General features: G+C 70.1%; 25 protein-coding genes and 1 riboswitch. Of the genes, 14 read left to right on the top strand and 11 right to left on the bottom strand.

What is annotated here, in order from left to right:
• The first annotated feature begins 12 nt into the window (after positions 1 to 12).
• From ABZ939_RS08240 to def, 7 genes are all read left to right on the top strand, one after another.
• Positions 13 to 651, top strand: coding sequence for an alpha/beta family hydrolase (locus ABZ939_RS08240; RefSeq protein ID WP_361850604.1), 639 nt, complete (start codon positions 13 to 15; stop codon positions 649 to 651).
• A gap of 246 nt (positions 652 to 897) precedes the next feature.
• Positions 898 to 1,554, top strand: coding sequence for a sigma-70 family RNA polymerase sigma factor (locus ABZ939_RS08235; RefSeq protein WP_030207302.1), 657 nt, complete (start codon positions 898 to 900; stop codon positions 1,552 to 1,554).
• Positions 1,551 to 1,850, top strand: a complete 300-nt coding sequence (gene rsrA, locus ABZ939_RS08230) for a mycothiol system anti-sigma-R factor (RefSeq protein ID WP_361850602.1) — start codon at positions 1,551 to 1,553, stop codon at positions 1,848 to 1,850. Before ABZ939_RS08235 ends, rsrA begins: the two co-directional genes overlap by 4 nt.
• Positions 1,851 to 2,025: 175 nt before the next feature.
• Positions 2,026 to 3,450, top strand: a complete 1,425-nt coding sequence (locus ABZ939_RS08225) for an HD-GYP domain-containing protein (RefSeq protein ID WP_361850724.1) — start codon at positions 2,026 to 2,028, stop codon at positions 3,448 to 3,450.
• Positions 3,447 to 4,778: a metal-dependent phosphohydrolase gene (locus ABZ939_RS08220; protein WP_361850600.1), complete on the top strand. Its 1,332-nt coding sequence runs from the start codon at positions 3,447 to 3,449 to the stop codon at positions 4,776 to 4,778. The genes ABZ939_RS08225 and ABZ939_RS08220 overlap by 4 nt, the downstream gene beginning before the upstream one ends.
• A 79-nt stretch (positions 4,779 to 4,857) precedes the next feature.
• Positions 4,858 to 5,838: a hypothetical protein gene (locus tag ABZ939_RS08215; protein WP_215065589.1), complete on the top strand. Its 981-nt coding sequence runs from the start codon at positions 4,858 to 4,860 to the stop codon at positions 5,836 to 5,838.
• Positions 5,839 to 5,908: 70 nt separating this feature from the next.
• Complete coding sequence (def, locus tag ABZ939_RS08210) at positions 5,909 to 6,538, top strand: peptide deformylase (protein WP_361850598.1); 630 nt, start codon at positions 5,909 to 5,911, stop codon at positions 6,536 to 6,538.
• Positions 6,539 to 6,617: 79 nt separating this feature from the next.
• On the opposite strand, the gene ABZ939_RS08205 is transcribed toward def, so the two are convergent.
• The 5 genes from ABZ939_RS08205 to ABZ939_RS08185 form a co-directional block, all read right to left on the bottom strand.
• Complete coding sequence (locus tag ABZ939_RS08205) at positions 6,618 to 7,631, bottom strand: ribonucleotide-diphosphate reductase subunit beta (protein ID WP_361850596.1); 1,014 nt, start codon at positions 7,629 to 7,631, stop codon at positions 6,618 to 6,620.
• Entirely contained in the window at positions 7,631 to 10,012 is a 2,382-nt protein-coding gene (locus ABZ939_RS08200; RefSeq protein WP_361850594.1) for a ribonucleoside-diphosphate reductase subunit alpha, read from the bottom strand. Before ABZ939_RS08200 ends, ABZ939_RS08205 begins: the two co-directional genes overlap by 1 nt.
• A 148-nt stretch (positions 10,013 to 10,160) precedes the next feature.
• A riboswitch (cobalamin riboswitch) is annotated at positions 10,161 to 10,239 on the bottom strand.
• Between the two features lie 221 nt (positions 10,240 to 10,460).
• Complete coding sequence (gene mctP / locus ABZ939_RS08195; protein WP_361850592.1) at positions 10,461 to 12,086, bottom strand: monocarboxylate uptake permease MctP; 1,626 nt, start codon at positions 12,084 to 12,086, stop codon at positions 10,461 to 10,463.
• Positions 12,083 to 12,337 (bottom strand): DUF3311 domain-containing protein, encoded by a 255-nt coding sequence (locus ABZ939_RS08190; protein WP_361850590.1) that lies wholly within the window; start codon positions 12,335 to 12,337, stop codon positions 12,083 to 12,085. The genes mctP and ABZ939_RS08190 overlap by 4 nt, the downstream gene beginning before the upstream one ends.
• 114 nt (positions 12,338 to 12,451) lie before the next feature.
• Positions 12,452 to 13,216, bottom strand: a complete 765-nt coding sequence (locus ABZ939_RS08185) for a GntR family transcriptional regulator (RefSeq protein WP_361850722.1) — start codon at positions 13,214 to 13,216, stop codon at positions 12,452 to 12,454.
• Positions 13,217 to 13,499: 283 nt separating this feature from the next.
• Between ABZ939_RS08185 and ABZ939_RS08180 the strand changes: the two genes are divergently transcribed.
• The 4 genes from ABZ939_RS08180 to ABZ939_RS08165 all read left to right on the top strand — a co-directional run bounded on the left by ABZ939_RS08180 (position 13,500) and on the right by ABZ939_RS08165 (position 18,223).
• Entirely contained in the window at positions 13,500 to 14,777 is a 1,278-nt protein-coding gene (locus ABZ939_RS08180) for an extracellular solute-binding protein (RefSeq protein WP_361850588.1), read from the top strand.
• 75 nt (positions 14,778 to 14,852) lie between these two features.
• Positions 14,853 to 15,845 (top strand): sugar ABC transporter permease, encoded by a 993-nt coding sequence (locus ABZ939_RS08175; protein ID WP_361850586.1) that lies wholly within the window; start codon positions 14,853 to 14,855, stop codon positions 15,843 to 15,845.
• Complete coding sequence (locus tag ABZ939_RS08170) at positions 15,842 to 16,696, top strand: carbohydrate ABC transporter permease (protein ID WP_361850584.1); 855 nt, start codon at positions 15,842 to 15,844, stop codon at positions 16,694 to 16,696. Before ABZ939_RS08175 ends, ABZ939_RS08170 begins: the two co-directional genes overlap by 4 nt.
• A gap of 9 nt (positions 16,697 to 16,705) precedes the next feature.
• Complete coding sequence (locus tag ABZ939_RS08165) at positions 16,706 to 18,223, top strand: glycoside hydrolase family 3 N-terminal domain-containing protein (RefSeq protein WP_361850582.1); 1,518 nt, start codon at positions 16,706 to 16,708, stop codon at positions 18,221 to 18,223.
• 71 nt (positions 18,224 to 18,294) lie between these two features.
• On the opposite strand, the gene nagB is transcribed toward ABZ939_RS08165, so the two are convergent.
• Positions 18,295 to 19,080 carry a glucosamine-6-phosphate deaminase gene (nagB, locus tag ABZ939_RS08160; protein ID WP_361850580.1) on the bottom strand — a complete coding sequence of 262 codons (786 nt, stop codon included), beginning with the start codon at positions 19,078 to 19,080 and terminating at the stop codon, positions 18,295 to 18,297.
• A 171-nt stretch (positions 19,081 to 19,251) separates the two neighbouring features.
• Positions 19,252 to 20,004, bottom strand: a complete 753-nt coding sequence (locus ABZ939_RS08155; RefSeq protein WP_361850578.1) for an SDR family oxidoreductase — start codon at positions 20,002 to 20,004, stop codon at positions 19,252 to 19,254.
• A gap of 82 nt (positions 20,005 to 20,086) precedes the next feature.
• Here ABZ939_RS08155 and ABZ939_RS08150 point away from each other — a divergent pair, with 82 nt between their 5' ends.
• A complete protein-coding gene (locus ABZ939_RS08150) occupies positions 20,087 to 20,695 on the top strand; it encodes a TetR/AcrR family transcriptional regulator (protein WP_361850576.1) in 609 nt (202 codons plus the stop codon).
• A 340-nt stretch (positions 20,696 to 21,035) separates the two neighbouring features.
• Positions 21,036 to 22,502: a PAS domain-containing sensor histidine kinase gene (locus ABZ939_RS08145; RefSeq protein ID WP_361850720.1), complete on the top strand. Its 1,467-nt coding sequence runs from the start codon at positions 21,036 to 21,038 to the stop codon at positions 22,500 to 22,502.
• Positions 22,503 to 22,693: 191 nt separating this feature from the next.
• Here ABZ939_RS08145 and ABZ939_RS08140 read toward each other — a convergent pair whose 3' ends face one another.
• Positions 22,694 to 22,951: a WhiB family transcriptional regulator gene (locus tag ABZ939_RS08140; protein ID WP_003953983.1), complete on the bottom strand. Its 258-nt coding sequence runs from the start codon at positions 22,949 to 22,951 to the stop codon at positions 22,694 to 22,696.
• A gap of 318 nt (positions 22,952 to 23,269) precedes the next feature.
• Entirely contained in the window at positions 23,270 to 24,238 is a 969-nt protein-coding gene (locus tag ABZ939_RS08135; protein WP_361850574.1) for a diacylglycerol kinase family protein, read from the bottom strand.
• Positions 24,239 to 24,328: 90 nt separating this feature from the next.
• Between ABZ939_RS08135 and ABZ939_RS08130 the strand changes: the two genes are divergently transcribed.
• Positions 24,329 to 24,742, top strand: a complete 414-nt coding sequence (locus ABZ939_RS08130) for a hypothetical protein (protein WP_361850572.1) — start codon at positions 24,329 to 24,331, stop codon at positions 24,740 to 24,742.
• 8 nt (positions 24,743 to 24,750) lie between these two features.
• Here the strand turns inward: ABZ939_RS08130 and ABZ939_RS08125 are convergent, their stop codons facing one another.
• Entirely contained in the window at positions 24,751 to 25,656 is a 906-nt protein-coding gene (locus ABZ939_RS08125; protein ID WP_361850570.1) for an RNA polymerase sigma factor SigF, read from the bottom strand.
• Entirely contained in the window at positions 25,653 to 26,066 is a 414-nt protein-coding gene (locus tag ABZ939_RS08120; RefSeq protein WP_015036094.1) for an anti-sigma regulatory factor, read from the bottom strand. The genes ABZ939_RS08125 and ABZ939_RS08120 overlap by 4 nt, the downstream gene beginning before the upstream one ends.
• Positions 26,067 to 26,084 lie beyond the last annotated feature (18 nt).

Raw genomic sequence — 26,084 nt, 5'->3', positions numbered from 1 at the left:
CAGGATGGTCGCGTGACCAAGAGCGAGAACGTATCGACCGACGCCGGGGACGCCCGGATCACCTGGCACCCCGGCAGGAAGCCGTGGGCGGTCCTGGCCCTCGGCCATGGGGCCGGCGGTGGGATCGAGGCGCGGGACCTCCAGGCCCTGGCCGGGGCGCTGCCCGCGCACGGGGTGAGCGTGGCGCTCGTCGAGCAGCCATGGCGGGTCGCCGGGAAGAAGGTGGCGCCCGCGCCGAAGACCCTGGACACCGGGTGGCGCGGGATCTGGCCCGCCCTCGCCGCGCCCGGCCTCCCCGTGATCGCCGGGGGCCGCAGCGCGGGCGCCCGGGTCGCCTGCCGGACCGGGAAGGAGCTCGGCGCCACCGCCGTGCTCGCGCTGAGCTTCCCGCTGCACCCGCCGGGCAAGCCGGAGAAGTCCCGGGCCGACGAACTGCTCGGGACGGGCCTGCCCACGCTCGTCGTCCAGGGCGGCAACGACGCCTTCGGCAAGCCCGCGGAGTTCCCCGAAGGGCGGTACGGATTCGTCGAGGTGCCGTACGGCGATCACGGCTTCGCCGTCGCCAAACGCGCCCCCGTCACACCGGAACAGACCCTCGGTCTGATCGTCGAGGAAGTCACCGCGTGGCTCGCGTCACTCCGGGAATCCTGAGCACGCGAGCGGGAATGTGGAGCAGTCGACCACGGTTGTGACCCATGTCGGTGTGAGAGCAAGGAAGAGGGAGTCCGTCGCATGGGTTCGACCATCTGCCCCGAGCGCGCGCAGGCCGCTGACCTCGACTGGACAGTGCTGCCCGCGCCCAAGACGGCCCCTATTCGGGCGGCGGGCGGAGCGGTTCCTCGTCTATCCTCCGAATCGAGCGGGTCCGCATTCGGGTTCGCCGCAGCGCTGGAGGAGGTGGGTCCGGTCACTGGGACCGACACAGGGACCGACGACGGCCCCGAGGAGACGACCGAGGAGCGCAACGCGCGCTTCGAGCGGGACGCCCTCGGATACCTCGACCAGATGTACTCCGCCGCGCTGCGCATGACGCGCAACCCCGCAGACGCCGAGGACCTGGTGCAGGAGACGTATGCCAAGGCGTACGGCTCGTTCCACCAGTTCCGCGAGGGTACGAATCTGAAGGCGTGGCTGTACCGCATCCTCACCAACACCTTCATCAACTCGTACCGCAAGAAGCAGCGTGAGCCCCAGCGCAGCGCTGCTGAGGAGATCGAGGACTGGCAGCTCGCCCGCGCCGAGTCGCACATGTCGACCGGGCTGCGGTCCGCCGAGTCACAGGCCCTCGACCACCTGCCGGACTCCGACGTGAAGGAAGCACTTCAGGCGATCCCCGAGGAATTCCGCATCGCGGTCTACCTCGCGGATGTAGAGGGCTTTGCGTACAAGGAGATCGCGGACATCATGGGTACACCCATCGGTACGGTGATGTCCCGACTGCACCGGGGCCGCCGCCAGTTGCGCGGCATGCTCGAGGACTACGCTCGCGACCGCGGGCTCGTTCCCGCGGGCGCCGGAGAGTCGTCGAACGATCTGAAAGGCTCGGGCTCATGAGCTGCGGAGAGCCGCACGAGACGGATTGCTCAGAGGTCCTGGATCATCTCTACGAGTTCCTCGACCATGAGATGCCCGACAGTGACTGCACCAAGTTCGAGGTGCACTTCGAGGAGTGCTCCCCGTGCCTGGAGAAGTACGGCCTGGAGCAGGCGGTGAAGAAGCTCGTCAAGCGCTGCTGCGGCAGTGACGACGTGCCCACCGATCTGCGGGCCAAGGTGATGGGCCGGATCGACCTCATCCGCTCGGGCCAGCTGGTGCCCGAGCAGGACATCACGGCGACCGCCCAGGAGTGACCGCCGATCCTGCGTGAAAGGCCGCCGCGAGGTGATCGCGGCGGCCTTTCACGCGTCCATCGGCTCGCGTGCGTATATCAGCCGTCATGCATACATCAGCTTGTATCACCCGATGGTGCGAATCGGCTGCCGACCGCCCGAAGCCGCCGCCCAACTCGCTAGCGTGACAGGCGTGATGGGCGTGATGGCGATTCCGCGAGCGGCACGGGTGTACATCGGTTGCGCCCTCCTCGGCGCCGCCGCGTGCGGCCTGCCCGCCCTGCGCCCCGGCGCACAGACCCCGTGGGGCACCGTCGCGCTCGTCGCCGGCCTGTACGCCGTGTGCGAGCTGCCCGGCCGCTGCCCGCTGCTCGGCCGCGCCCTGGGCGGCTCCGTGCCCATGGGTGCCGGCTCCTTCTTTCCCGTCCTGCTCACCTCGGCCCTGCTCCTGCCGCCCTCCGCCGCCGCGCTCACCGCGCTGCCCGGAGCGCTGCTCGCCCGCGTCGAGCAGCGGCCGGCGGGGGTGCGTCGGGTGTGGCGGGCCGGTCAGCTCGTCCTCGCCGTCTGGGCCGCCGCGCTCGTCGCCACCGTCCTGAGCTGCGAAGAGGTCCTCGGGCACGGAGCGCACACCCCCGACTTCCCGTACGTCCTGCTGCCGGCCGGGGTCGCCGTGCTCACCTTCTGTCTGGTCCTGACCGCCCTCGACGGCGGGATCCGGTGGACGGCCGAGGGCCTCGCAGCACGCACCGCCTGGCGCGGCCTGTTCCTGCGGGCCCTCGCCCCGCACGCGGTGCACGGCCTCGCCGGGCTGATGATGGCGGTGCTGTGGCGCAGCACGTACGGACCCGTCGCCGCGCTCTTCGTCCTGCTGCCGATGTACATCTCCTGCTGGGTCTTCGCCCAGTACCACCGCGAACGCGCCGCGCACCAGGCCACGATCCGCGCCCTGGTCCAGGCCGTCGACATCAAGGACACGTACACCCGGGGGCACAGCGAACGCGTCGGCCGCGCCTCCGTGCTGATCGCCCGTGAGCTCGGGATGGAGGAGGAGCGCCTGGAGATCCTCCGCTTCGCGGGGATCCTGCACGACGTCGGGAAGCTCGGCGTACCCACCCGGGTCCTCAGGAAGGACGGGCCGCTGACCCCGGAGGAGCGCCGCATCATCGAACTGCACCCGGAGTACGGACACGAGATGATCCGGGGAATCGGCTTCCTGGGCGAGGCACGGGCGGCGATCCTGCACCACCACGAGAAGATGGACGGCAGCGGCTACCCGTACGGGCTCAGGGGCGGCCAGATTCCCGAGTTCGCCCGGGTGGTGGCGGTCGCCGACGCCTTCGACGCGATGACGTCGACCCGGTCGTACAGCAGGGCCCGGCCGGTGGAGAAGGCCGTGGCGGAGCTGGAGCGGTGCGCGGGCACGCACTTCGACCCGCGGATGGTGCGGGCGCTGGTGCGGGCCCTCGACCGCCACGGCTGGCAGACCGGGGTCACGGCGGACGAGCCCCCTCCCCCGGGCACGGTTGCTCCGGAGGCTCCGGTGGTTCCGACGCCGAGGCCGGTCGCGCGGCGCGACACCGCCCCCGAGCCGCCCCTCGCCCGCCCCCAGGGCACGGCGTGAGGCCCGCCGTGAGGCCGGGGGCCGTCACCGTCGGCACGGTCTACGGGGCGGCGCTCGCCCTGACCGTCGCCGGGTTCGCCGCCACCCTCTGGTACGGGGTCGACGAGCCCGGCAACGCCCTCGCCTTCGGCGTCCTCATCGCCTTCGGCGAGCTCGCCCGCTGGGGCGCCCCGCCCGGGGAGAGGGAGCCCGCGCCGCTCGCCGCCGCGGGAGCCCTCGCGTACGCCATGCTCGGCGAGAACGGGGGCAGCACCACCACCCACGGCGTCCTCCAGATCGTCGCCGTCGCCGTCGCGGGCGGGCTCGCCGGGATCGTCCCGCACATCGCCCGCGGCAAGGGCCCCGAACTGGACCACCTCGCACGGCGCATCCTCACCGTCGGCTTCGCCGCCCTCTGCTTCCAGCCGCTCTACAACTCCGGCGCCGTCACCCACTACCTCGGCCAGGGCCCCTCCTACGCCCTCTACCTGCTGCTTCTCCTCGTCCTCACCGCCCTGTGCGACGCCGTGCTCGGCGCCCTGATGCTCCGCGCCCGCACCCTCCCCCGTCGCGCCAGGCGCACGGGTGGGGGAGCCCCCGGCGCAGCCAGGGGGAGCGCCCCCCTCCCGTTCGGCCCCCTCCTGCGCGAAGAGGTACGGGCCCTGCTGGGCATCGGCTCCGCGGTCTGCGCCACCGGCGCCGTCATGGCCCTCGGCGTGGCCGTCGCGGGGCTCTGGGCGCTGCCCGTCTTCTGCGTACCGCTGCTGCTCACCCAGGTCTCGTTCCGGCGGTACGCCGCCGTGCGCACCACCAACCGGCAGACCATCGCCTCCCTCGCCCGCGCCACCGAGATCGCCGGCTGCACCCCGCCCGGCCACGCCCACCGCGTCGCCGCGCTCAGTGGCGCCGTCGGGCGCGAGCTGGGACTCTCCGGGTCCGAGCTGACCGTCCTGGAGTACGCGGCGCTCATGCACGACATCGGCCAGCTCTCCCTCGTCGACCCCGTCCCCGAGGGGGCCACGGCCCTCCTCCCGGCCGAGGAACAGCGCCGGATCGCGCTCCTGGGCGGCGCGGTCGTCCGTCAGACCGGCGTCCCCGCGGCCGTGGCCGTCGTCGTGGAACGGCAGGCCGATCCGTACCGCGACCAACCGCTGCCCGCCCGGATCGTCCGCACCGTCAACGCCTACGACGACCTCGCGGGCGACAGCGCCGGCGGGGCGCTCACCGCTCTCGAACGGCTGCGGCTGTCCACCGCCCGCGACCACCATCCCGAGGTCGTGGAATCCCTCGCGAGAGTCCTGGCAAGGGGCGGGGTGAAGGGGAGCATCGCCCCCGTCCCACCTGGGTAACCCATGGGTAATGAGCGCGCGTCCAACCGGGCATGGTTGGATGCGAACAAGAGGGTGAAGCGACCGGCAGGCGGGAATCGTGAGGATCTTCGGGAAGGTACGGCATCGGCCCTCCGCCTCGTGGCGGCAGGCCACCGACCGCGCGTTCACGCTGATCGGCGACGGCCGGTACGAGGACGCGGGCGCGCTGCTGACGCGCGCGGCGGATCTGGAGCCCTGGCTCTCGGAGTCCTGGTTCAACCTGGCGCTGCTGCACAAGTTCCGGCACGACTGGGAGCAGGCACGGGCCGCAGGACTGCGCGCCGTCGCGCTCCTCGACAAGGAGACCGGCGCCCCCGACTGGTGGAACGTCGGCATCGCGGCCACCGCGCTCCAGGACTGGCCGCTGGCCCGCCGTGCCTGGCAGGCGTACGGGCTGAAGGTGCCCGGAGCCTCCGCCGGCACCGGTGAGCCCGCCGGCATGGAGCTGGGCAGCGCCGCCGTCCGGCTCTCCCCGGAGGGCGAGGCCGAGGTCGTGTGGGGCCGCAGGCTCGATCCGGCCCGCATCGAGGTGCTCTCCATCCCGCTGCCGTCCTCCGGCCGGCGCTGGGGCGAGGTCGTCCTCCACGACGGCGTGCCCAACGGCGAGCGCACCACCACCGCCGGCCCCTCGTACCCCGTCTTCGACGAGATCGAGCTCTGGGCCCCGTCGCCCGTCCCCACCTGGGTCGTCCTCCTGGAGGCCGCCACCGAGGCCGACCGCGACGCCCTGGAGCAGCTCGCCGCCGACGCCGGATTCGCCGCCGAGGACTGGTCCTCGTCGGTCCGGCTGCTCTGTCGCGCCTGCTCCGAGTCGACCATGCCCAGCGCCGAGGGCGAGGGCGAGCACCTCGACCCCCACGACCACAGCGAACCGGGCCACCCCGGCCCCCTCGGCCACCGCTCGCCCGGCGAGCTCTGGGTCCCCGAACGGGAGTGCGGTATCGCCGCGCCCGTCGGCCTGGTCCGCGGGCTCCTCGACGGCTGGGTGGCGGACAGCCCCGACAGCCGTGAGTGGCGGGATCTCGAAGAGGTCTGCTGACCCTCTCCGGACCGTGCCCTTAGGCTGTACGGGACCATCGACTGGGGTTCTGAGGAAGGCGTGCGGCGGAATGGCGCAGCAGGAGACTGACGAGCAGATCAACGACGGGTTCGTCGTCGACACGGAGGACTGCGAGGCGCGTGAGCTCGCGCACCGCGAGCGCGGCACGGCGCGCCCGATCACGGTCGTCGGCAACCCGGTGCTCCACCGGGAGTGCAAGGACGTCACCGAGTTCGACGACAAGCTCGCGGCGCTGATCGACGACATGTTCGCCAGCCAGAAGGCGGCCGAGGGCGTGGGCCTGGCCGCGAACCAGATCGGTGTGGACCTCAAGGTCTTCGTCTACGACTGCCCCGACGACGAGGGCGTGCGGCACACCGGCGTCGTCGTCAACCCGGTGCTCCAGGACCTGCCGGCGGACCGTCGTGTTCTGGACGACTCCAACGAGGGCTGCCTGTCGGTCCCGACCGCCTACGCCTCGCTGGCCCGCCCGGACTACGCCGAGGTCCACGGCCAGGACGCCCAGGGCAACCCGATCAAGGTCCGCGGCACCGGCTACTTCGCCCGCTGCCTCCAGCACGAGACGGACCACCTGCACGGCTTCCTGTACATCGACAAGCTCTCCAAGCGCGAGCGCAAGGAAGCCCTCCGCCAGATGGCCGAGGGGACCCCGCGCTACGAGACCGTCCCGAACGACTGATCTCGTTCTCGCACACGACGAAGGGCCCCCTCCCCCGGAGCGGGGCCCTTCGTCGCGTACTCCCTGGAACGCGAAGGGACTAGAAGTCCTCGTCCAGGTCCACCGAGCCCTCGACCGCCACCTGGTAGGCGGACGGCCGGCGCTCGAAGAAGTTCGTCAGCTCCTGGACGCCCTGGAGCTCCATGAACGCGAACGGGTTCTCGGAGCCGTAGACCGGGGCGAAGCCCAGGCGCTGGAGGCGCTGGTCGGCGACGCACTGGAGGTACTCGCGCATCGACTCCGTGTTCATGCCCGGCAGGCCGTCGCCGCACAGGTCACGGCCGAACTGCAGCTCCGCCTCGACGGCCTCCTTCAGCATGTCGGTGACCTGCTGCTGCAGCGCGTCGTCGAAGAGCTCGGGCTCCTCCTTGCGGACGGTGTCCACGACCTCGAAGGCGAAGTTCATGTGCATCGTCTCGTCGCGGAAGACCCAGTTGGTGCCGGTCGCCAGACCGTGCAGCAGGCCGCGGGACCGGAACCAGTACACGTACGCGAAGGCGCCGTAGAAGAACAGGCCCTCGATGCACGCGGCGAAGCAGATCAGGTTCAGCAGGAAGCGGCGGCGGTCGGCCTGGGTCTCCAGGCGGTCGATCTTCTCGACCGAGTCCATCCACTTGAAGCAGAACTGCGCCTTCTCGCGGATGGAGGGGATGTTCTCGACGGCCGCGAACGCGGCGGCACGGTCCTCCGGGTCGGGGAGGTAGGTGTCGAGCAGCGTCAGATAGAACTGGACGTGCACGGCCTCCTCGAACAGCTGGCGCGAGAGGTACAGCCGCGCCTCGGGGGAGTTGATGTGCTTGTACAGCGTCAGCACGAGGTTGTTCGCCACGATCGAGTCGCCCGTCGCGAAGAACGCGACCAGCCGGCCGATCATGTGCTGCTCACCCGGCGTCAGCTTGGCGAGGTCGGCGACGTCCGAGTGGAGGTCGACCTCCTCCACCGTCCAGGTGTTCTTGATCGCGTCCCGGTAGCGCTCGTAGAAGTCCGGGTAGCGCATCGGACGCAGGGTCAGCTCGAAGCCCGGGTCGAGGAGGTTCTTGTTCTCGGTACTCATTACTGGCAGGCCTCGCAGGACTCGGGGTTTTCGAGGGAGCAGGCGATGGCCTCTTCAGGAGTCGCCTGCACGGGGATCGGGGCGGCGGCCACGGTCGACGCCTGGGCCGCGCGGGCGATCCGGGTCGCCGGGCGGGAGCGCAGGTAGTACGTCGTCTTCAGGCCCTGCTTCCAGGCGTACGCGTACATCGACGAGAGCTTGCCGATGGTGGGGGTCTCGAGGAAGAGGTTCAGGGACTGGCTCTGGTCGAGGAACGGCGTACGGGCCGCCGCCATGTCGATCAGGCCGCGCTGCGGGATCTCCCACGCCGTCCGGTACAGCTCGCGCACCTCGGCCGGGACCCAGGTGAAGCCGGCCACCGAGCCGTTGGACTCGCGCAGCGCCTCACGGGTCTGCGCGTCCCACACGCCGAGCCTCTTCAGCTCGTCGACCAGGTACGAGTTGACCTGGAGGAACTCGCCGGAGAGCGTCTCGCGCTTGAAGAGGTTGGAGACCTGCGGCTCGATGCACTCGTACACGCCCGCGATCGAGGCGATGGTCGCCGTCGGCGCGATGGCGAGGAGCAGGCTGTTGCGCATGCCGACCGCGGCGATCCGCTCGCGCAGCGCCGACCAGCGCTCGGGCCAGTTCAGTTCGACGTCGTAGTGGTCGGGGTGGAGCACACCGCGGGCCGTGCGGGTCTTCTCCCAGGCCGGGAGCGGGCCGTTGCGCTCGGCCAGGTCGGCCGAGGCCTCGTACGCCGCCAGCATGATCCGCTCGGCGATACGGGTGGACAGCGCGCGCGCCTCCGCCGAGTCGAAGGGCAGCTTCAGCTGGAAGAAGACGTCCTGGAGGCCCATCGCGCCCAGGCCCACCGGGCGCCAGCGGGCGTTGGAGCGGCCGGCCTGCTCGGTCGGGTAGAAGTTGATGTCCACGACCCGGTCGAGGAACGTGACGGCCGTACGGACGGTGGCGTCGAGCCGCTCCCAGTCGATGTCCCCGGTGGCCGTGTCCACGAACGCGCCGAGGTTGACCGAGCCCAGGTTGCAGACCGCCGTCTCGCCGTCGTCCGTGACCTCCAGGATCTCCGTGCAGAGGTTGGAGGAGTGGACCGTGTGGCCCGGCTCGGCGGTCTGGTTGGCCGTGCGGTTCGAGGCGTCCTTGAAGGTCATCCAGCCGTTGCCGGTCTGCGCCAGGGTCCGCATCATCCGGCCGTACAGGTCGCGGGCGGGCATGGTCTTGCGGGCCAGGCCCGACGCCTCGGCCTTGCGGTACGCGGCGTCGAACTCGTCGCCCCACAGGTCGACCAGTTCGGGCACGTCGGCCGGGGAGAACAGCGACCACTCGGCGTCGGCGTTGACGCGGCGCATGAACTCGTCGGGGATCCAGTGCGCGAGGTTGAGGTTGTGCGTACGCCGGGCGTCCTCACCGGTGTTGTCGCGCAGCTCCAGGAACTCCTCGATGTCCGCGTGCCAGGTCTCCAGGTAGACCGCGGCCGCGCCCTTGCGCCGGCCGCCCTGGTTCACGGCGGCCACCGAGGCGTCCAGCGTCTTCAGGAACGGCACGATGCCGTTGGAGTGCCCGTTGGTGCCCCGGATCAGCGAACCGCGGGCGCGGATACGGGAGTACGAGAGCCCGATGCCGCCCGCGTGCTTCGACAGGCGCGCGACCTGGTGGTAGCGGTCGTAGATCGAGTCCAGCTCGTCCAGCGGGGAGTCCAGCAGATAGCAGGAGGACATCTGCGGGTGGCGGGTGCCGGAGTTGAAGAGCGTGGGGGAGGAGGGCAGGTAGTCGAGCCGGCTCATCAGCCCGTACAGCGCAGCGACCTCGTCCAGCGCGCGGACGCTGTCGTCCTCGGCGAGGCCGGAGGCGACGCGCAGCATGAAGTGCTGCGGGGTCTCGATCACCTTGCGGGTGATCGGATGGCGCAGCAGATAGCGCGAGTAGAGGGTGCGCAGACCGAAGTAGCCGAAGCGGTCGTCGGCCGCGGCGTCGATCAGCGTGTCGAGCCGCTCGGCGTGCAGGGCGACGAACGCGGCCGTGCGGTCGGCGATCAGGCCCTCGTGGTGCCCGACGGCGACCGAGGCGGAGAAGGTGACGGCGCCCTGGCCGGCCGCCTCGTCGGCGATGGTGATCGTCAGGAGCCGGGCGGCGAGCCGGGAGTACGCGGGGTCCTCGGCGATCAGACCGGCGGCCGCCTCCGTGGCCAGCTCGCGCAGCTCGGCCTCGTCCGAACCGGCGTTGCGGCCGCGCAGCGCGGCGGCGGCGACCTTGCCGGGGTCGGTGTCGGGGAGGTCGGCGGTGAGGTCGGTCAGGGTCCGCAGAAGCACGGTCCCGGGTCCGTCGCTCTCGTTACCGTCGCTCTCGATCGCTGCGGCCGGATCGGCGGGCGCGATGGTCACGTGGGGGCTCTCCCTCGCTCGGCTCGGGGCCGGCGGGGGAGGCGGGCGGCGGGCGCCCGTACGCAGGGCAGCGCCGCGCCACGGCCCACTCCGCGAGGCCCGGACGTCTGTGGCACCCGGAACGGACGGACCGGGCGCGCTGTCCACAGGTCTTCGGACTCGGTCGGCGTACAAGCACGTCGAAACCACACCGTTGCGGGACAGTTCCGGATTTCCACCGGATTCCCCTGCGAGGACAGCGAGGATGAGCATACATGTGGGGGGCGCTCCCCGAAGCACCCCCCACATGTTGTGTCGTTGGCGCGTCAGAGGGGCCATTCCGGCAGTCCGCCCCGGGTACGGCGAAGGGCCCGGGAGTTCCGTTCGGAATCCCGGGCCCCGCGCGTGCTTCTCGGTGTCGGTGCGAACTCGATGTCCGTGCGAACTCGATGTCCGTGCGAGCTCGGCGTCAGTGCGTGGGGGCACCGACCTTGGGCAGCTCGGTCTGGACGCCCGGGTCGCCCGCGTCCGCCGTGTAGTCCGACGGCGAGGTCTCGTCGACGCCCTCCGGCGCCTTCACGGCCTTCAGGACGAAGGTCAGGACGACGGTGACGACGACGTTGATCACGAAGGCGGTGAGGCCGATGTAGCCGATCTCGCCGATGCCCGGGATCTCGGCGGACGAGCCGCCGAAGTGCTTCTGGGTCGGGCTGGCCACGCCGTACGCCGCCGCCGTGCCGTAGACCATGCCGACGGCCCAGCCGGCGAGCAGCGCCCAGCGGTGGAACCAGCGGGTGAACAGACCGCCGACCAGCGCCGGGAGGGTCTGCAGGATCCAGATGCCGCCCAGCAGCTGGAAGTTGATCGCCACGGTCTTGTCCATGGTGAGGACGAAGGCCAGTGCCCCGACCTTCACCAGGAGCGACACCAGCTTGGACACCTTGGTCTCCTGCTCCGGAGTGGCGTCCGGCTTCAGGAAGTCCTTGTAGATGTTGCGGGTGAAGAGGTTCGCGGCGGCGATCGACATGATCGCGGCGGGCACCAGGGCGCCGATGCCGATGGCGGCGAAGGCGACGCCCGCGAACCAGTCCGGGAACATGTTCTCGAACAGCTGCGGGATGGCGAGCTGGCCGTTCGTCACCTTCACGCCGGCGGCGATCGCCATGAAGCCGAGCAGCGCGAGCAGGCCCAGCATCAGCGAGTACAGCGGCAGGATCGTGGTGTTGCGGCGGATCACGTCACGGCTGCGCGAGGAGAGCGTCGCCGTGATGGAGTGCGGGTACATGAAGAGCGCGAGCGCCGAGCCGAGCGCCAGCGTCGCGTAGCCCCACTGGCCCATCTCGCCCGGCACCAGCGCGCCGCGCGGCTTGTCGGTCGCCGGGTTGATCGTCGCGTACGCCTCGCCGGCCTTGGCGAAGATCTCGTCGAAGCCGCCGAGCTTGATCGGGATGTAGATGATCGCCACCGCTATGACGATGTAGATCAGCGTGTCCTTGACGAAGGCGATGAGCGCCGGGGCGCGCAGACCCGAGGAGTAGGTGTACGCCGCGAGGACACCGAAGGCGATGAGCAGCGGCAGGTCCTTGATGAACCAGTGCGTGTTCTCGCCGCCGCCCACGCCCATCACGTCCAGGACGGCCTGGATGCCGACCAGCTGGAGCGCGATGTACGGCATGGTGGCGAGGATGCCGGTGACGGCGACCGCCAGCGACAGACCCTTGGAGCCGAAGCGTCCGCGGACGAAGTCGGAGGTGGTGACGTAGCCGTGCTTGTGCGACACCGACCAGAGGCGGGGCAGGAAGGTGAAGATCAGCGGGTACACGAGGATCGTGTACGGGACGGCGAAGAAGCCCGCCGCGCCCGCCGCGTAGATGGCCGCCGGGACGGCGACGAAGGTGTACGCGGTGTAGAGGTCGCCGCCGAGCAGGAACCAGGTCACCCAGGTGCCGAACGAGCGGCCGCCCAGGCCCCATTCGTCGAGGCTGTTCTCGTTCTCGGCCTTGCGCCAGCGCGAGGCGAGGAAGCCCATGACCGTGACGGCCAGGAAGAAGAAGATGAAGACGGCGAGTGCGACGCCGTTCACGCCGTCCGTCACTTCGACGCACCTCCCTTGCGGGCGCGCTGGTCACGCTGCCACAGCTGGTAGGCGACCATGGTGAGCGCGGTCGAGATCACGACCCAGGCCATCTGGTACCAGTAGAAGAACGGGATGCCGACGAAGGTCGGCTCGACCTTGGCGTACGAGCTCACCCAGAGCATCGCCACGAACGGCGCGATGAGGCAGAGCGCCACCACGACCCGCACGGGTGTGACGGTTGGTTGTCTTCCCTGCGTTTCTTCCGACATACGACGGAACCGTCCCCTCGCTGATCACCTGTGTAATGCGCAGGAAATCTAGGGGACGGTTCCGCTCCATGGAACCCCCGTCCGGATAACGGACGGACGCTGTGGGGCCTTTTGTCAGCCGTTGGGTCGCTTGAGTCGCGCAACGAACTTGTATCGGTCGCCGCGGTAGACCGAGCGGACCCATTCCACGGGCTCGCCCTGGGCGTCCAGCGAGTGGCGGGAGAGCATCAGCATCGGCAGGCCGACGTCCGTACCGAGCAGGCCGGCCTCGCGCGGGGTGGCGAGGGAGGTCTCGATGGTCTCCTCGGCCTCGGCGAGATGCACGTCGTACACCTCGGCGAGCGCCGTGTAGAGCGAGGTGTACTTCACCAGTGAACGGCGCAGCGCCGGGAAGCGCTTGGCCGACAGGTGCGTGGTCTCGATCGCCATCGGTTCGCCGCTCGCGAGTCGCAGCCGCTCGATCCGCAGGACGCGCCCGCCGGGCGAGATGTCGAGCAGGCCGGCGAGTGTGTCGTCGGCGGTGACGTATCCGATGTCGAGCAGTTGCGAGGTGGGCTCCAGGCCCTGCGCCCGCATGTCCTCGGTGTACGAGGTGAGCTGGAGTGCCTGGGACACCTTGGGCTTGGCCACGAAGGTGCCCTTGCCCTGGATCCGTTCCAGCCGGCCCTCGACGACCAGCTCCTGCAGTGCCTGGCGCACGGTGGTGCGCGAGGTGTCGAACTCGGCGGCGAGCGTGCGCTCCGGCGGGACCGGTGTGCCGGGCGGCAGGGTCTCCGTCATGTCGAGCAAGTGCCGCTTCAGTCGGTAGTACTTGGGCACGCGCGCGGTACGGGTGGTGACCCCGCTGTCCTTCTCGTTACTGCCCGCGTCCGTGGCCATGGCCTGCCTTCCCGACTCCTGTGCTGCTGCCGTCACCGGCTCCTCCGTCTGTCGCGGCTCACATGGTGGCACGGACCGGTCACGGGTCGTCGCCCTCCCTCAGGTGTCGGTCCGATAACGGACGCGACTGCCCTTCTTATACACCCTTGACACCCCTAAAGGTCTAGGCCAAGCTCCGGGTACTGGTCTAAACCATTAAAGACCAGGTCCCAGCCCCACGAGCACTACTCGACGTATGTCTTCGCGCGGTGGGGGGGTTGCAGGCATCCCTGAGGAGGGTGGCGTGAAGCGCAAGCTCATCGCGGCGATCGGCGTCGCGGGCATCATGGTCAGCATCGCTGCGTGCGGTTCCGACAAGAGCGGGGACAACGCCGGCGGCGACGCCAAGGAGCTCACCGTCTGGCTGACGGTCGACGCCCAGAACAACTGGCCCGAGCTGGTCAAGGCCGCCGACGACGCGGTGACCAAGAAGCACCCGGGCGTCAAGATCAAGCACGAGTACTACGGCTGGCCGGACAAGAACACCAAGCTCGACGCGGTGCTCGCCACGGACAAGGCCCCGGACGTTGTCGAGATGGGCAACTCCGAGATGATCAGCTACATGGCGAAGGGTGCCTTCGCCGAGGTCGACGCCTCGAAGTTCGACAACTCGGGCCAGTGGCTGGACGCCCTCAAGGACTCGGTCACCTACAACGGCAAGACCTACGGTGTCCCCTACTACGCCGGTGGCCGTATCGGCACGTGGCGCAAGGACGTCGCCGCCGAGGCGGGCGTCAAGGCGGCCCCGAAGACCTGGGCCGAGCTGACCGCCGCGCTCGACGCCATCCAGAAGAAGAAGGGCGACAAGTTCAGCGCCTGGTACCAGCCGTCGCCCGACTGGTACGCCGCGATGTCCTTCGTCTTCGACGCCGGTGGCTCGATCGCCAAGCAGGACGGCGAGACCTGGAAGGCGAACCTGTCCTCGCCGGAGTCCGTCAAGGGCCTCAACGAGTACAAGACGATCGTCGACAAGTACATGCACGGCGACAAGACCAAGGACGAGGCGGACCGCCCGGTCGTCTTCGGCCAGGGCAACTCCGCCACGATCTTCGCCGCCGCGTGGGAAGGCGCCACCGCGGCCGACCCGAAGAGCGACAAGGTCGGCGGGCTCAAGGACAAGCTCGAGAACTTCGTGATGCCCGGCCCGTCCGGCAAGAACCTCCCGGTCTTCCTCGGCGGCTCCGACCTGGCCATCCCGGTCAAGTCCAAGGCGCAGGGCCTCGCGGCCGAGTGGATCAACGCCTACACCGGCACCGAGGGCCAGAAGGGCCTCGTCGGCAAGGGCAACCTGCCCAACAACAAGACCGCGCTCGCCCCGCTGAAGGCCGACCCGGCCACCACGGTCGCGGCCACGGCCGCCGAGTCCAGCTGGTTCGTCCCGACCGCTCCGGGCTGGGGCCAGGTCGAGAAGGCCCAGATCCTCAAGACGATGCTGATCGACATCGCCAACGGCAAGAAGTCGGTCGAGGCCGCCGCCAAGGACGCGGACGCCGCGATCGACAAGGTCATCAACACCAAGTGACCTATGGGCAGGGCCCCGTCACCGCGACGGGGCCCTGCTTCCCGTACCACGAGAGGGATCGCTGAGGAGCACGGGATGAGTGCCGCAGACACAACCACCGCGAAGGTGCCGCCGGTGCGGCAATCGCCACCAGCCGGCCCGGGGGCCGGTGCCCCGAAGCCGGGGAAGAAGCCCACCAACGGCGGAGGCGGAGTCCCCTGGCTCCTGCTCGCGCCGTGCCTGCTCGTCCTGCTCCTGGTGCTCGGCTATCCGCTCCTGCGCCTGGTCACCCTCTCCTTCCAGCACTTCGGACAGCCGCAGCTCTGGGGCTTCCAGGAGGCGGAGTCGGCCGGCTTCGCCAACTTCACCAAGATCCTCGGTGACGGCGAGTTCTGGACCGTCGTCCTGCGCACCGTGCTCTTCACGGCCGGCGCGGTCGTCCTCACCATGGTCCTCGGCATGATGATCGCGCTGCTGCTCCAGAAGGTCTCCGGCTGGGTCAAGGCCCTCATCAACATCGTGCTCGTGGCGAGCTGGGGCATGCCCATCATCGTCGCCACCGCCATCTTCAAGTGGCTCTTCGACGCCGACTACGGCGTTCTCAACTGGCTGCTGAGCAGGCTGCCGGGCGTCGACATGATCGGCCACAACTGGTTCGCCAGCGGCCCGCAGGGTCTCGCCGTGATCATGCTGCTCGTCGTCTGGGGCGCCGTGCCCTTCGTCGTCATCACCCTGAGCGCCGGTCTCACCCAGGTCCCCAAGGAGCTCGAGGAGGCCGCCCGCCTCGACGGCGCCGGAGCCTGGGGCGTCTTCCGCTTCGTCACCCTGCCCATCCTCAAGCCGATCATCGTCATGCTGACGACGCTCTCGGTGATCTGGGACATGGGTGTCTTCCCGCAGGTCTACGTGATGCGCAACGGCCACCCCGAGGCGGAGTTCCAGCTGCTCACCACGTACTCGTTCGACAAGGCGTTCGTCGTCAACGACTACGGCACCGGCTCCGCGATCGCGCTCGTCACGGTCCTGCTGCTGCTCGGAGTGGTCGCCGTGTACATGCGTCAGATGCTCAAGATCGGAGAGGTGGAGTGACCACGACCACCGCCGCCCCCGCCGTCACCCGCCGCCGCACGTGCAAGCTCGGCTGGAACCTGCTCGGGCTCCTCGTCTTCGTCGTCGTCGGCTTCCCCGTCTACTGGATGGTGAACACGGCGTTCAAGCCTGCGAAGGACGCCATCGACCCCGACCCGCACTTCTTCCCCTCCACCTTCACGCTGGAGAACTTCAAGCGTGCGCTGGAGATCGCGGACTTCTGGGGACCGGTCACCCGCAGCCTCGTCGTCTCGTCGGTCGTCGTCGTCATCGGCATCGTCGTCGGCATGCTGGCGGCGCTCGCCATCTCCCGCTTCGCCTTCCGCGGCCGCAAGATCGTGATCGTCGGCATCCTCGCCGTCCAGATGGTCCCGCTCGTCGCGATGATCATCCCGGTCTTCCTGATGCTCAACGACCTGGGCCAGTACGACAGGATCACCGGCCTGATCATCACCTACCTGACCTTCATCCTGCCCTTCACGGTGTGGACGCTGCGTGGCTTCATCGTCAACATCCCCAAGGAGCTGGAGGAGGCCGCGCAGGTCGACGGCTGCACCCGCACCGGCGCCTTCATCCGGGTCGTCTTCCCGCTGCTCGCCCCGGGCATGGTCGCCACCTCCGTCTACGGCTTCATCCAGGCGTGGAACGAGTACCTCTACGCCCTGATGCTGATGAGCCAGCAGAACCAGACGGCCACCGTCTGGCTCGGCAACTTCATCACGAAGAACGGCACGGAGTACGCCCCGATGATGGCGGGCTCCACGATGATGGCCGTTCCCATCGTGATCCTCTTCCTCCTTGTCCAGCGCAAGATGGCCGCCGGCCTGACGGCCGGCGCGGTGAAGGGATAACGCCGCCTCATGACCACTCTCGTCAGCGCATCGGACACCCTGACCCGCGACGCGCTCACCGTCCTCCAGCCCGGCTTCGTCGGCACGACCGCTCCCGACTGGCTGCTCCGCAGGATCGGCGAGGGGCTCTCCTCCGTCGGTCTGTTCGGCCGGAACATCGCCTCTCCCGAGCAGCTCGCCGCGCTCACCGCCCGGCTGCGGGCCGAGCGGGACGACGTCCTCGTCGCCATCGACGAGGAGGGCGGCGACGTCACGCGCCTGGAGGTCCGGCACGGCTCCTCCTTCCCCGGCAACTACGCGCTGGGCTCGGTCGACGACGTGCACCTCACCCGGGCCGTAGCCGAGGAACTCGGCCGCCGGCTCGCCGCGTGCGGGGTCGACCTCAACTGGGCGCCCTCGGCCGACGTGAACTCCAACGTCGAGAACCCCGTCATCGGCGTCCGCTCCTTCGGCCCGAGCCCCGAACTGGTCGCCCGGCACACCGTGGCGTACGTCGAGGGCCTCCAGGCCGTCGGCGTCGCCGCCTGCACCAAGCACTTCCCCGGGCACGGCGACACCAACGTGGACTCCCACCATGCGCTGCCCCGGATCGATGTGGATCTGGACACACTGCACGCCCGTGAGCTGGTACCTTTCCGCGCCGCGATCGCCGCGGGTACCCAAGCGGTGATGAGCGCGCATATCCTGCTCTCCGCGCTCGACCCGGACCGTCCGGCGACCCTGAGCCCGCAGATCCTGACCGGTCTGCTGCGCCAGGAGCTGGGCTTCCAGGGGCTGATCGTCACCGACGGCATGGAGATGCAGGCCATCGCGTCGACGTACGGCATCGAGCGCGGATCCGTCCTCGCGATCGCCGCGGGCGCCGACGCCATCTGCGTCGGCGGCGGGCTGGCCGACGAGGGCACCGTACTGCGGCTGCGCGACGCGCTGGTCGACGCGGTACGGACCGGTGAACTGCCCGAGGAGCGGCTGGCCGACGCCGCGGCGCGTGTACGCGCCCTGGCGGCCTGGACCCAGGCGCACCGGGCCAGGGGGGCTGTATCGGGGCCGGGCGCGGCAGTGCAGGAGGGGACCGCGCCCGGCACCGAGATCGGACTGGTCGCCGCCCGCCGGGCGCTGAGGACGACGACGGGGGAGCGGCCCTACACGCCGATGACCAGCGCTCCCTATGTCGCCGCCTTCACCCCGGTCGCCAACATCGCGGTCGGCGACGAGACGCCGTGGGGCGTCGCGGCGGAGCTGGAGCGGCTGCTGCCGGGCACCGGGACGGGCGCGTACGACAAGCCCGCGGTGGACGCGGTCCTCGCCGCGGCGGGGGAGCGACGGATCGTCGCGGTGGTACGAGATGCCCACCGGCACCCGTGGATGGCCGAGGCCCTGGACGGCCTCCTCGCGGCCCGTCCCGACACGGTCGTGGTGGAGATGGGCCTGAACCGGGCGGCACCCCGTGGCGCCTTGCACATCGCCACGCACGGCGCCGCACGGGTCTGCGGCCGGGCGGCGGCGGAGGCCATCGCCGGGGTCTGAGACCGGTACGACGAGAGGGGCCCGGCACCTGAACCAGGTGCCGGGCCCCTTCGTCGTACGGGGGCGTGGCCCTAGATGCCCTGCCAGGAGGGCTTGTTGGCGAAGGTGTGGCGGAAGTAGTCCGCGAGCTTCAGCTTGGACGCGGCGGCCTCGTCCACGACGACGGTGGCGTGCGGGTGCAGCTGCAGCGCGGAGGCCGGTACGAGAGCGGCGACCGGGCCCTCGACGGTCGCCGCCACGGCGTCGGCCTTGCCCTCGCCGGTGGCCAGGAGGACCAGGTGGCGGGCCTCCAGGATGGTGCCGATGCCCTGGGTGATGACGTGGTGCGGCACCTGCTCGATGTCGTTGTCGAAGAAGCGCGCGTTGTCGACCCGGGTCTGCTCGGTGAGCGTCTTGATCCGGGTCCGGGAGGCGAGCGAGGAGCACGGCTCGTTGAAGCCGATGTGCCCGTCGGTCCCGATGCCGAGGATCTGCAGGTCCACCCCGCCGGCGTCCTTCAGCACCCGGTCGTAGTCCTCGCACGCCGCCTGGACGTCCTCGGCCGCGCCGTCGGGCCCCATGAAGGCGTCCTCGGAGAGTCCGAGCGGCTCCACGACCTGGCGCAGCACGGTGGAGCGGTACGACTCCGGGTGCCCCGTGGGCAGTCCGACGTACTCGTCGAGCTGAGCGATCCGGGCGCGCGAAGCGTCCACGGAACCGGCCTTGACCTGGGCGATCAGGGCCTCGTAGATGGGCAGCGGAGTCGAACCCGTGGCAACGCCTAGCAGCGCGTCGGGCTTGCGGCGCAGGAGGCCGGCGATGCCGTCCGCGATGAGCTCTCCGCCTGCCGTGGCGTCCGGGACGATGACAACTTCCACGCTTTGCCTGCCGATCTGATGAGGGGCTGGTGAGGGGCCTGGTGGTATAGACCAATCAAAGCCCAATCTAGCAGAGCGGAGGGCGTCTGCTCAGGCCCTTCCAGCGGGCGGACGGGACCTCCCCATCGTCGAACGGCGAGGCTCTCGCGGCCACCGGGGACCGGCCCCCGGTCAGGCGATGGAGCCTCCCGTGGCGTCGATCCACTGCCCCGTCACCCAGCGGCCGTCGTGCGAGGCCAGGAAGGCCACGACATCGGCTATGTCCGCGGCGGTGCCGACCTTCCCGAGCGCCGACAGTGCCGCCGCGCCTGCCCATGCCTCGTCGTTCCCCCGCAGCCAGTCCGCGTTGACGTCCGTGTCCACGATTCCCGGTGCCACCGCGTTGACCGTGATGCCCCGCCCGCCGAGGACCTTGGACAGGTAGCGCGTGAACACGTCGAGCGCACCCTTCGACATCGCGTACGCCATCGCGTCCGGCATCATCGCCGCCCGGCTCAGGCCCGTGGAGATGTTGACGATCCGGCCGCCGTCGCGCATCCGGTCGGCGCCGAGCCGTGCCAGGAAGAAGGGGGCCTTCGTGTTGACCGCGAAGAGCCGGTCGTACTCCGCCTCCTCGATCGTCGCGAACGGCCGCGAGGCCCCGATCCCCGCGTTGTTGACGAGGATGTCGAGCCCGTCCGCGTGGGCGTCGAACCGCTCCCAGAGTGCCGCCGCGTCCCCCGGTACCCCCAGCTCCTGGCCGATCGCGAACGCCTCGCCGCCGGCCGCCTCGATCGCCGTGACCGTCTCCTTCGCCGCTGCCTCGTTGACTCCGTAGTGCACCGCGACCCGAGCCCCGTCCCGGCCGAGTCGCTCAGCGACACCCCGCCCGATGCCCCGGCTGCCGCCCGTGACCAGTGCCGTCTTCCCCTTGAGCGCGCTCATGGGGCGCCCCCCTAATTTCCTAGCGGTCGTTACAGAAAGAACCGTAGCATCGTTTCGTAACGCTCGCTATAGAATTGGCGCCATGACGACGAAACCGCGCGGCCGCCCCCGCTCCTTCGACCGCCTCACGGCGCTGGAGCAGGCCACGATGGCGTTCTGGGAGCACGGGTACGAGACGACCTCCGTGGCCGACCTCACCCGCGCCATGGGCATCAGCGCGCCCAGCCTCTACGCGGCCTTCGGCGACAAGAAGGCGCTGTTCGAGGAGGTCGTGGAGGCGTACGCCGTCTCGTACGGTGCGTACGGCGGTCGGGCCTTCGAGCAGGAGCCGACGGCGCGCGGTGCGTTCGCCCGGATGCTCGGGGAGGCGGCCGAGGTCTTCACCGACCCGGCCCACCCGCGCGGCTGCCTGATGATCTCCGCGGCGATCAACTGCTCCACCCCGGAGGTCGAGAGGGCGCTGCGTGAGCGACGCAACAGCAACCTGGCGTCCTTCGAGACCCGGATCCGGCAGGGCGTCGACGCGGGCGAGCTGTCTGCGGACACCGAGGCGGGCACGCTGGCCCGGCTGTACGGAGCGGTCCTCCAGGGCATGTCCCAGCAGGCGCGCGACGGGGCGACCCGGGCGGAGCTCGAGGCGGTGGCGGAGGCGGCGATGGTGGCCTGGCCGTCCGCACCGGCCGCGAGCTGAAACGCCCCCGGAAACACCCGCGGGCCGCGGCGCCCGACGGGACCCTCAACCCGTCCGGCACCGCAGCCCGGAGTTGCCCGGCCGGGGGTATGCGGTCCCGCGGCCGTATGGGAGGTCTCGGCGCAGTCAGGGCAGAGAGCGCCGGGTACCTCGTCCACCCTCCTGTGCGGGGAGGGCGGAGGTCTTCATGGTGATGTGCCCTGCCATTGTGGACTAGACCATTCTTGTCTGTCCATCCACATGCGCGGGGTGTTCACCGGCCCATCCTCCAACACGAACGCCGCGAGATCCAGGTTCATCGCGCCTCAATTCCGCAGGTACGCTCGCACCTGTGCCCTCCATGAACGACCTCGTACGCCAGCACACCGCTCTGAGTGAGTCCGACCTCGAGTGGCTGCACCTGCTGGTCTCGGAGTGGCAGCTGCTCTCCGACCTCTCCTTCGCCGACCTCGTCCTCTGGGTCCCCACCCTCGACGGCACCCGTTACGTCTCCGTCGCCCAGATGCGGCCCAACACCGGCCCCACCTCCTACCAGGACGACATGGTCGGCCACCTCGTCCCGCGCGGCCGCCGCCCGCTCCTCGACGCCGCCCTCGACGAGGGCCGGATCGTGCGCGAGGGCGACCCCGAGTGGCGCGAGGAGGTCCCGGTACGGGTCGAGTCCATCCCCGTCCGCCGCGAGGGCCGCGTCCTCGGCGTCATCGCCCGCAACACCAACCTGCTCACCGTGCGGACCCCGTCCCGGCTGGAGCTCACGTACCTCCAGTCCGCCTCCGACCTGGCCCAGATGATCGCCGCCGGCGCCTTCCCCTTCCCCGGGGAAGCCGTCGACATGGACTCCTCGCCGCGCGCCGGCGACGGCCTGATCCGCCTGGACGCCGACGGCATCGTCCAGTACGCCTCGCCCAACGCCCTCTCCGCGTACCACCGTCTCGGCCTCGCCGCCGACCTCGTCGGTCAGCACCTCGGCCAGATCACCGCCGAACTCGCCCCCTCCCGCGGCCCCGTCGACGAAGCCCTGGTCAAACTGGCCTCCGGCTACGCCCCCCGCGAGGCCGAGGTCGAGGGCAGCGGCGGAGTGATCCAGCTGCGGGCGATCCCGCTCAAGCCCAAGGGCACCCGCATCGGTTCGCTCGTACTGCTCCGCGACGTCACCGAACTGCGCCGCCGCGAGCGCGAGTTGATCACCAAGGACGCGACCATCCGGGAGATCCACCACCGGGTGAAGAACAACCTCCAGACCGTGGCCGCGCTGCTGCGTCTCCAGGCGCGCCGGATGGACTCCGACCGGGGCCGCGAGGCCCTCAACGAGGCCGTACGCAGGGTCGGTTCGATCGCCATCGTGCACGAGACGCTCTCCCAGAACCTGGACGAGCGCGTGGAGTTCGACGAGATCGCCGACCGCGTGATCGCGATGGTCGCCGAGATCTCGCCGGGCAAGGTGACGTGCCGGCGCAACGGCCGCTTCGGCATCCTCGACGCCGAGGTCGCCACCCCGCTGTCCATGGTTCTCACCGAAGTGCTGCAGAACGCCCTGGAGCACGCCTTCGCACAGGGGGAGCAGGGCACGGTCGAGGTCACGGCCGTCCGCGGCGAACCCCGCGCCGACGCCCGGCTGCTGATCACGGTCCGGGACGACGGCCGCGGTCTGCCCGAGGGCTTCGACCCGCAGCGGGCGGGCAACCTCGGCCTGCAGATCGTGCGGACGCTGGTCGAGGGGGAGCTCGGCGGCACCTTCGACATGCAGCCGGGCGCGGAGCGCGGGACCAAGGTCGTCCTCGACATCCCCGTACAGCCGCAGAAGTGACCGCGCCGCCGCGGTCGTAGGCGGCGCCGCCGGAGTTCGTGGCCGGCACGGCCGGAGCACAGCAGCGAGCCCCGGACCGAGAAGATCGGTCCGGGGCTCGAATGCTGTGGGTTACTGCTGCGCGCTGCGGCTCGGGGGCGGTGATTGCGTACGCGATGTACGCGCCGCTTGCCTCAGGCTTGTCAGGGTGTTCAGGCGCTGGCGTTGCGCGCCCGGTTGCGAGCGGCACGGCGCTTCATCGCGCGGCGCTCGTCCTCGCTGAGGCCACCCCAGACGCCGGAGTCCTGGCCGGACTCGAGCGCCCACTGCAGGCACTGCTCCATGACGGGGCAGCGGCGGCAGACGGCCTTGGCTTCCTCGATCTGCAGCAGCGCAGGACCGGTGTTGCCGATGGGGAAGAACAGCTCGGGGTCTTCCTCACGACAAACGGCGTTGTGACGCCAGTCCATGGCTGCTACCTCTCTAGGGTGTTATAAGCTGGTTGCTTGTGAATGTGAACGCTTTCACGAATCCCCCCGTAAGTGAAGGGCCGACTGCCAGTTGAACTGGTGTGGTCCTTGGACTGAGGAGGGGTTCTGGCTCTCAGTGGAGGCCGGTCTTGCGGGCCGTCCCGATCGCCAAGAAGAGACTCGCAAACCTCGGCAGCGGATACAACCCCTTCCGGAAAGTTTTTTTTGATTCCTCGGTGTCGACTAGGTCACAGCCGTACTTCTAAGGGGTGGATGGCAGCCTAAACGTTCGAGTGAAAGGACTTTGGGCCCTTCCACTCACACAATCACACGCAGTGCACGGCGAACGCCTGTGAACGTCACGCTCGTACGCAGTCCGAGGTGGTCTCCGTCCATCTGCAGAGGGAGCGGAACCTTCGAATGCAAGGTGAAGTCCGTCAGATCGTGCAGAGACAGGGCGTGCTTGCCATGAGGGCCGCGCTCGGGGCTCGAAGTGAGCAGCTGGGTGGCGTACCGGGCCAGCGCGGGGGTCGAGAGACGGCTCAGTCCGAGGACGTCCAGAGCGGTCTCGAAGGATGCCTCCGGAGACGCGTACACCGGGCGATTGCCCAGGTAGGTCCAGGGGGAGGTGTTGCAGATTATCGACAGGACCAGGTCCTCGACCGGGTCCGCGCCGGGGCGCTCCAGGGTGATCGTTCCGTGCCGCCGGTTCGACTCCCCGAGGAACTGGCGGAACGCCTGGCGCAGGTACAGGGCATGGGTCGACGTCTTGCCGCGTTCCCGCTGCTGTTCGACCCGCCCGATGACACCGGCGTCGAAACCGAACCCGGCACAGAAGGTGAACCAGCGGGCCGGCACCGCCTCGTCATCGCTCCCAGGGGTCCCGGAGGCGAGCCCCAGGCTCACTGTGCGTGTCCGGCGCTCACGGAGCGCGTCGAGCAGCGCACCGGTCGCCTCGACGGCGTCGTTGGGCAGTCCGAGCGCGCGGGCGAAGACATTGGTGGAACCACCGGGGACCACCGCGAGACCGGGCAGCCGGTCGGGGTCCGGCCCGTCGTGCAGCAGCCCGTTCACGACCTCGTTCACGGTGCCGTCACCGCCCAGGGCGACGACCAGCTCGATGTCCTCGGAGTCCGCGGCCCGGCGACCGAGATCGCGGGCGTGGCCGCGGTACTCGGTGGTGACGGCCTCCAGCTTCATCTCGCTGGCGAGCGCGTGGATGAGTACGTCACGCGTGCGGGCACTGGTCGTGGTGGCTGCCGGATTGACCACAAGAAGTGCGCGCATGACCGCCAGCGTACCTACCCGGCGGTACCGATCCCAGTCGTGGCCACCTGCCGGACAGGCCCCCACCCGGCCCCGGCTACCCTGCCAGGTATGAGCAGTACGGAGCAGACTTCCCGCCCTGTCCGGTTGACCGCCGCCGCGGCGGTGGCCGGGATCGAGGCCCTCGCGCTGGTGATCGGGGGCGTGTACGTGCTCGTGACCGGTCTCACCGGAAACCCCGACAGCCTCACCCAGGCGGTCACCGGCGGAGCGACGCTGATCGCGCTCGGTCTGATCCCGGGGGCCGCGGCACGAGGCCTGCTGCTGCGCCGGGGATGGAGCCGCGGCCCGGCGATCATCACCCAGATCCTGGCCCTGCCGGTCGCCTGGCAGCTCCTCCAGGCGAACAGCGCCATGATCCCGGCCGGCATCGCCCTCGCGGTCCTCGCCGTGTCCGGCCTGGTCCTGCTGGTGAACCCGGCGACGACCGAGGCCCTGGGCATCGGCCGTCGCGGCGAGGCGTAAGACGGGTCCTACTCCTCGACGAGGAGCTTCTCCCGGAGCTGCGCCAGCGTGCGGGCCAGCAGACGGGAGACGTGCATCTGCGAGATGCCGACCTCCTGCGCGATCTGCGACTGCGTCATGTTGCCGAAGAAACGCAGCAGCAGGATCCGCTTCTCCCGGGGCGGCAGGTCCTCCAGGAGAGGCTTGAGCGACTCGCGGTACTCGACGCCCTCCAGGGCCTCGTCCTCCGCGCCCAGTGTGTCCGCGACCGCCGGGGACTCGTCGTCCGTGTCCGGGACGTCCAGCGAGAGCGTCGAGTAGGCGTTCGCCGACTCCAGGCCCTCCAGGACCTCCTCCTCCGAGATGCCGAGACGCTCCGCGAGCTCGTGCACCGTCGGGGAGCGGCCGTGCAGCTGGGAGAGCTCCGCCGTCGCCGTCGTCAGCGAGAGCCGCAGCTCCTGCAGGCGGCGCGGCACCCGGACTGCCCAGCCCTTGTCCCGGAAGTGGCGCTTGATCTCGCCGACGACCGTCGGCGTCGCGTACGTCGAGAACTCGACGCCCCGCTCCGGGTCGAACCGGTCCACCGACTTGATCAGGCCGATCGTCGCGACCTGCGTCAGGTCGTCGAGCGGCTCGCCACGGTTGCGGAAGCGCCGGGCCAGGTGCTCGACCAGCGGCAGGTGCATCCGTACCAGCTGATTGCGCAGCTCCGCCTTCTCCGGGGAGCCCTCCGGGAGCTTGCGCAACTCGATGAAGAGCGCGCGCGCCCCACTCCGGTCGTGCGGATCCGGAGCCTCCCGCGGCTCGGAAACCTGGTTGTGCTGCTCGTGCTCGCTCATCTGGACCGCCTGCTCCGTAGCGACCTCGACCTCGACCTCCGGATGCGGCCGCGCCTGCTGCTCAGGGATGCCGGCCGTCGCGTCCCCGCTCCTCACGCCGGGCCTGGCCCCGCGCCGCGCTGTTTGTACAGGCTGATGGAGACCGTACGGTCCTCCGCCACGGACGACTCGACCTTTCCGGCCAGGGCGGAGAGCACGGTCCACGCGAAGGTGTCCCGCTCCGGCGCCCGCCCGTCCGTCGTCGGGGCCGACACCGTCACGTCGAGAGAGTCGTCGACCAGGCGGAAGACGCAGCTCAGGACGGACCCCGGTACGGCCTGCTGGAGCAGGATGGCGCACGCCTCGTCGACCGCGATCCGCAAGTCCTCGATCTCGTCGAGGGTGAAGTCCAAGCGCGCCGCGAGGCCGGCCGTGGCCGTACGCAGCACGGACAGGTAGGCACCCGCAGCGGGCAGCCGGACTTCCACGAAGTCCTGGGTCCCGGGCTCGCCTGCGATCTGGGACACCCTCACCTCCAAGGTGGC

The sequence above is a fragment of the Streptomyces sp. NPDC046712 genome (genome assembly GCF_040645695.1).
In the GTDB taxonomy this organism is placed as follows: Bacteria; Actinomycetota; Actinomycetes; order Streptomycetales; family Streptomycetaceae; genus Streptomyces.
The sequence above is the reverse complement of the archived record's forward strand: the minus strand, read 5'-3'. Positions and strand labels throughout refer to the sequence as shown.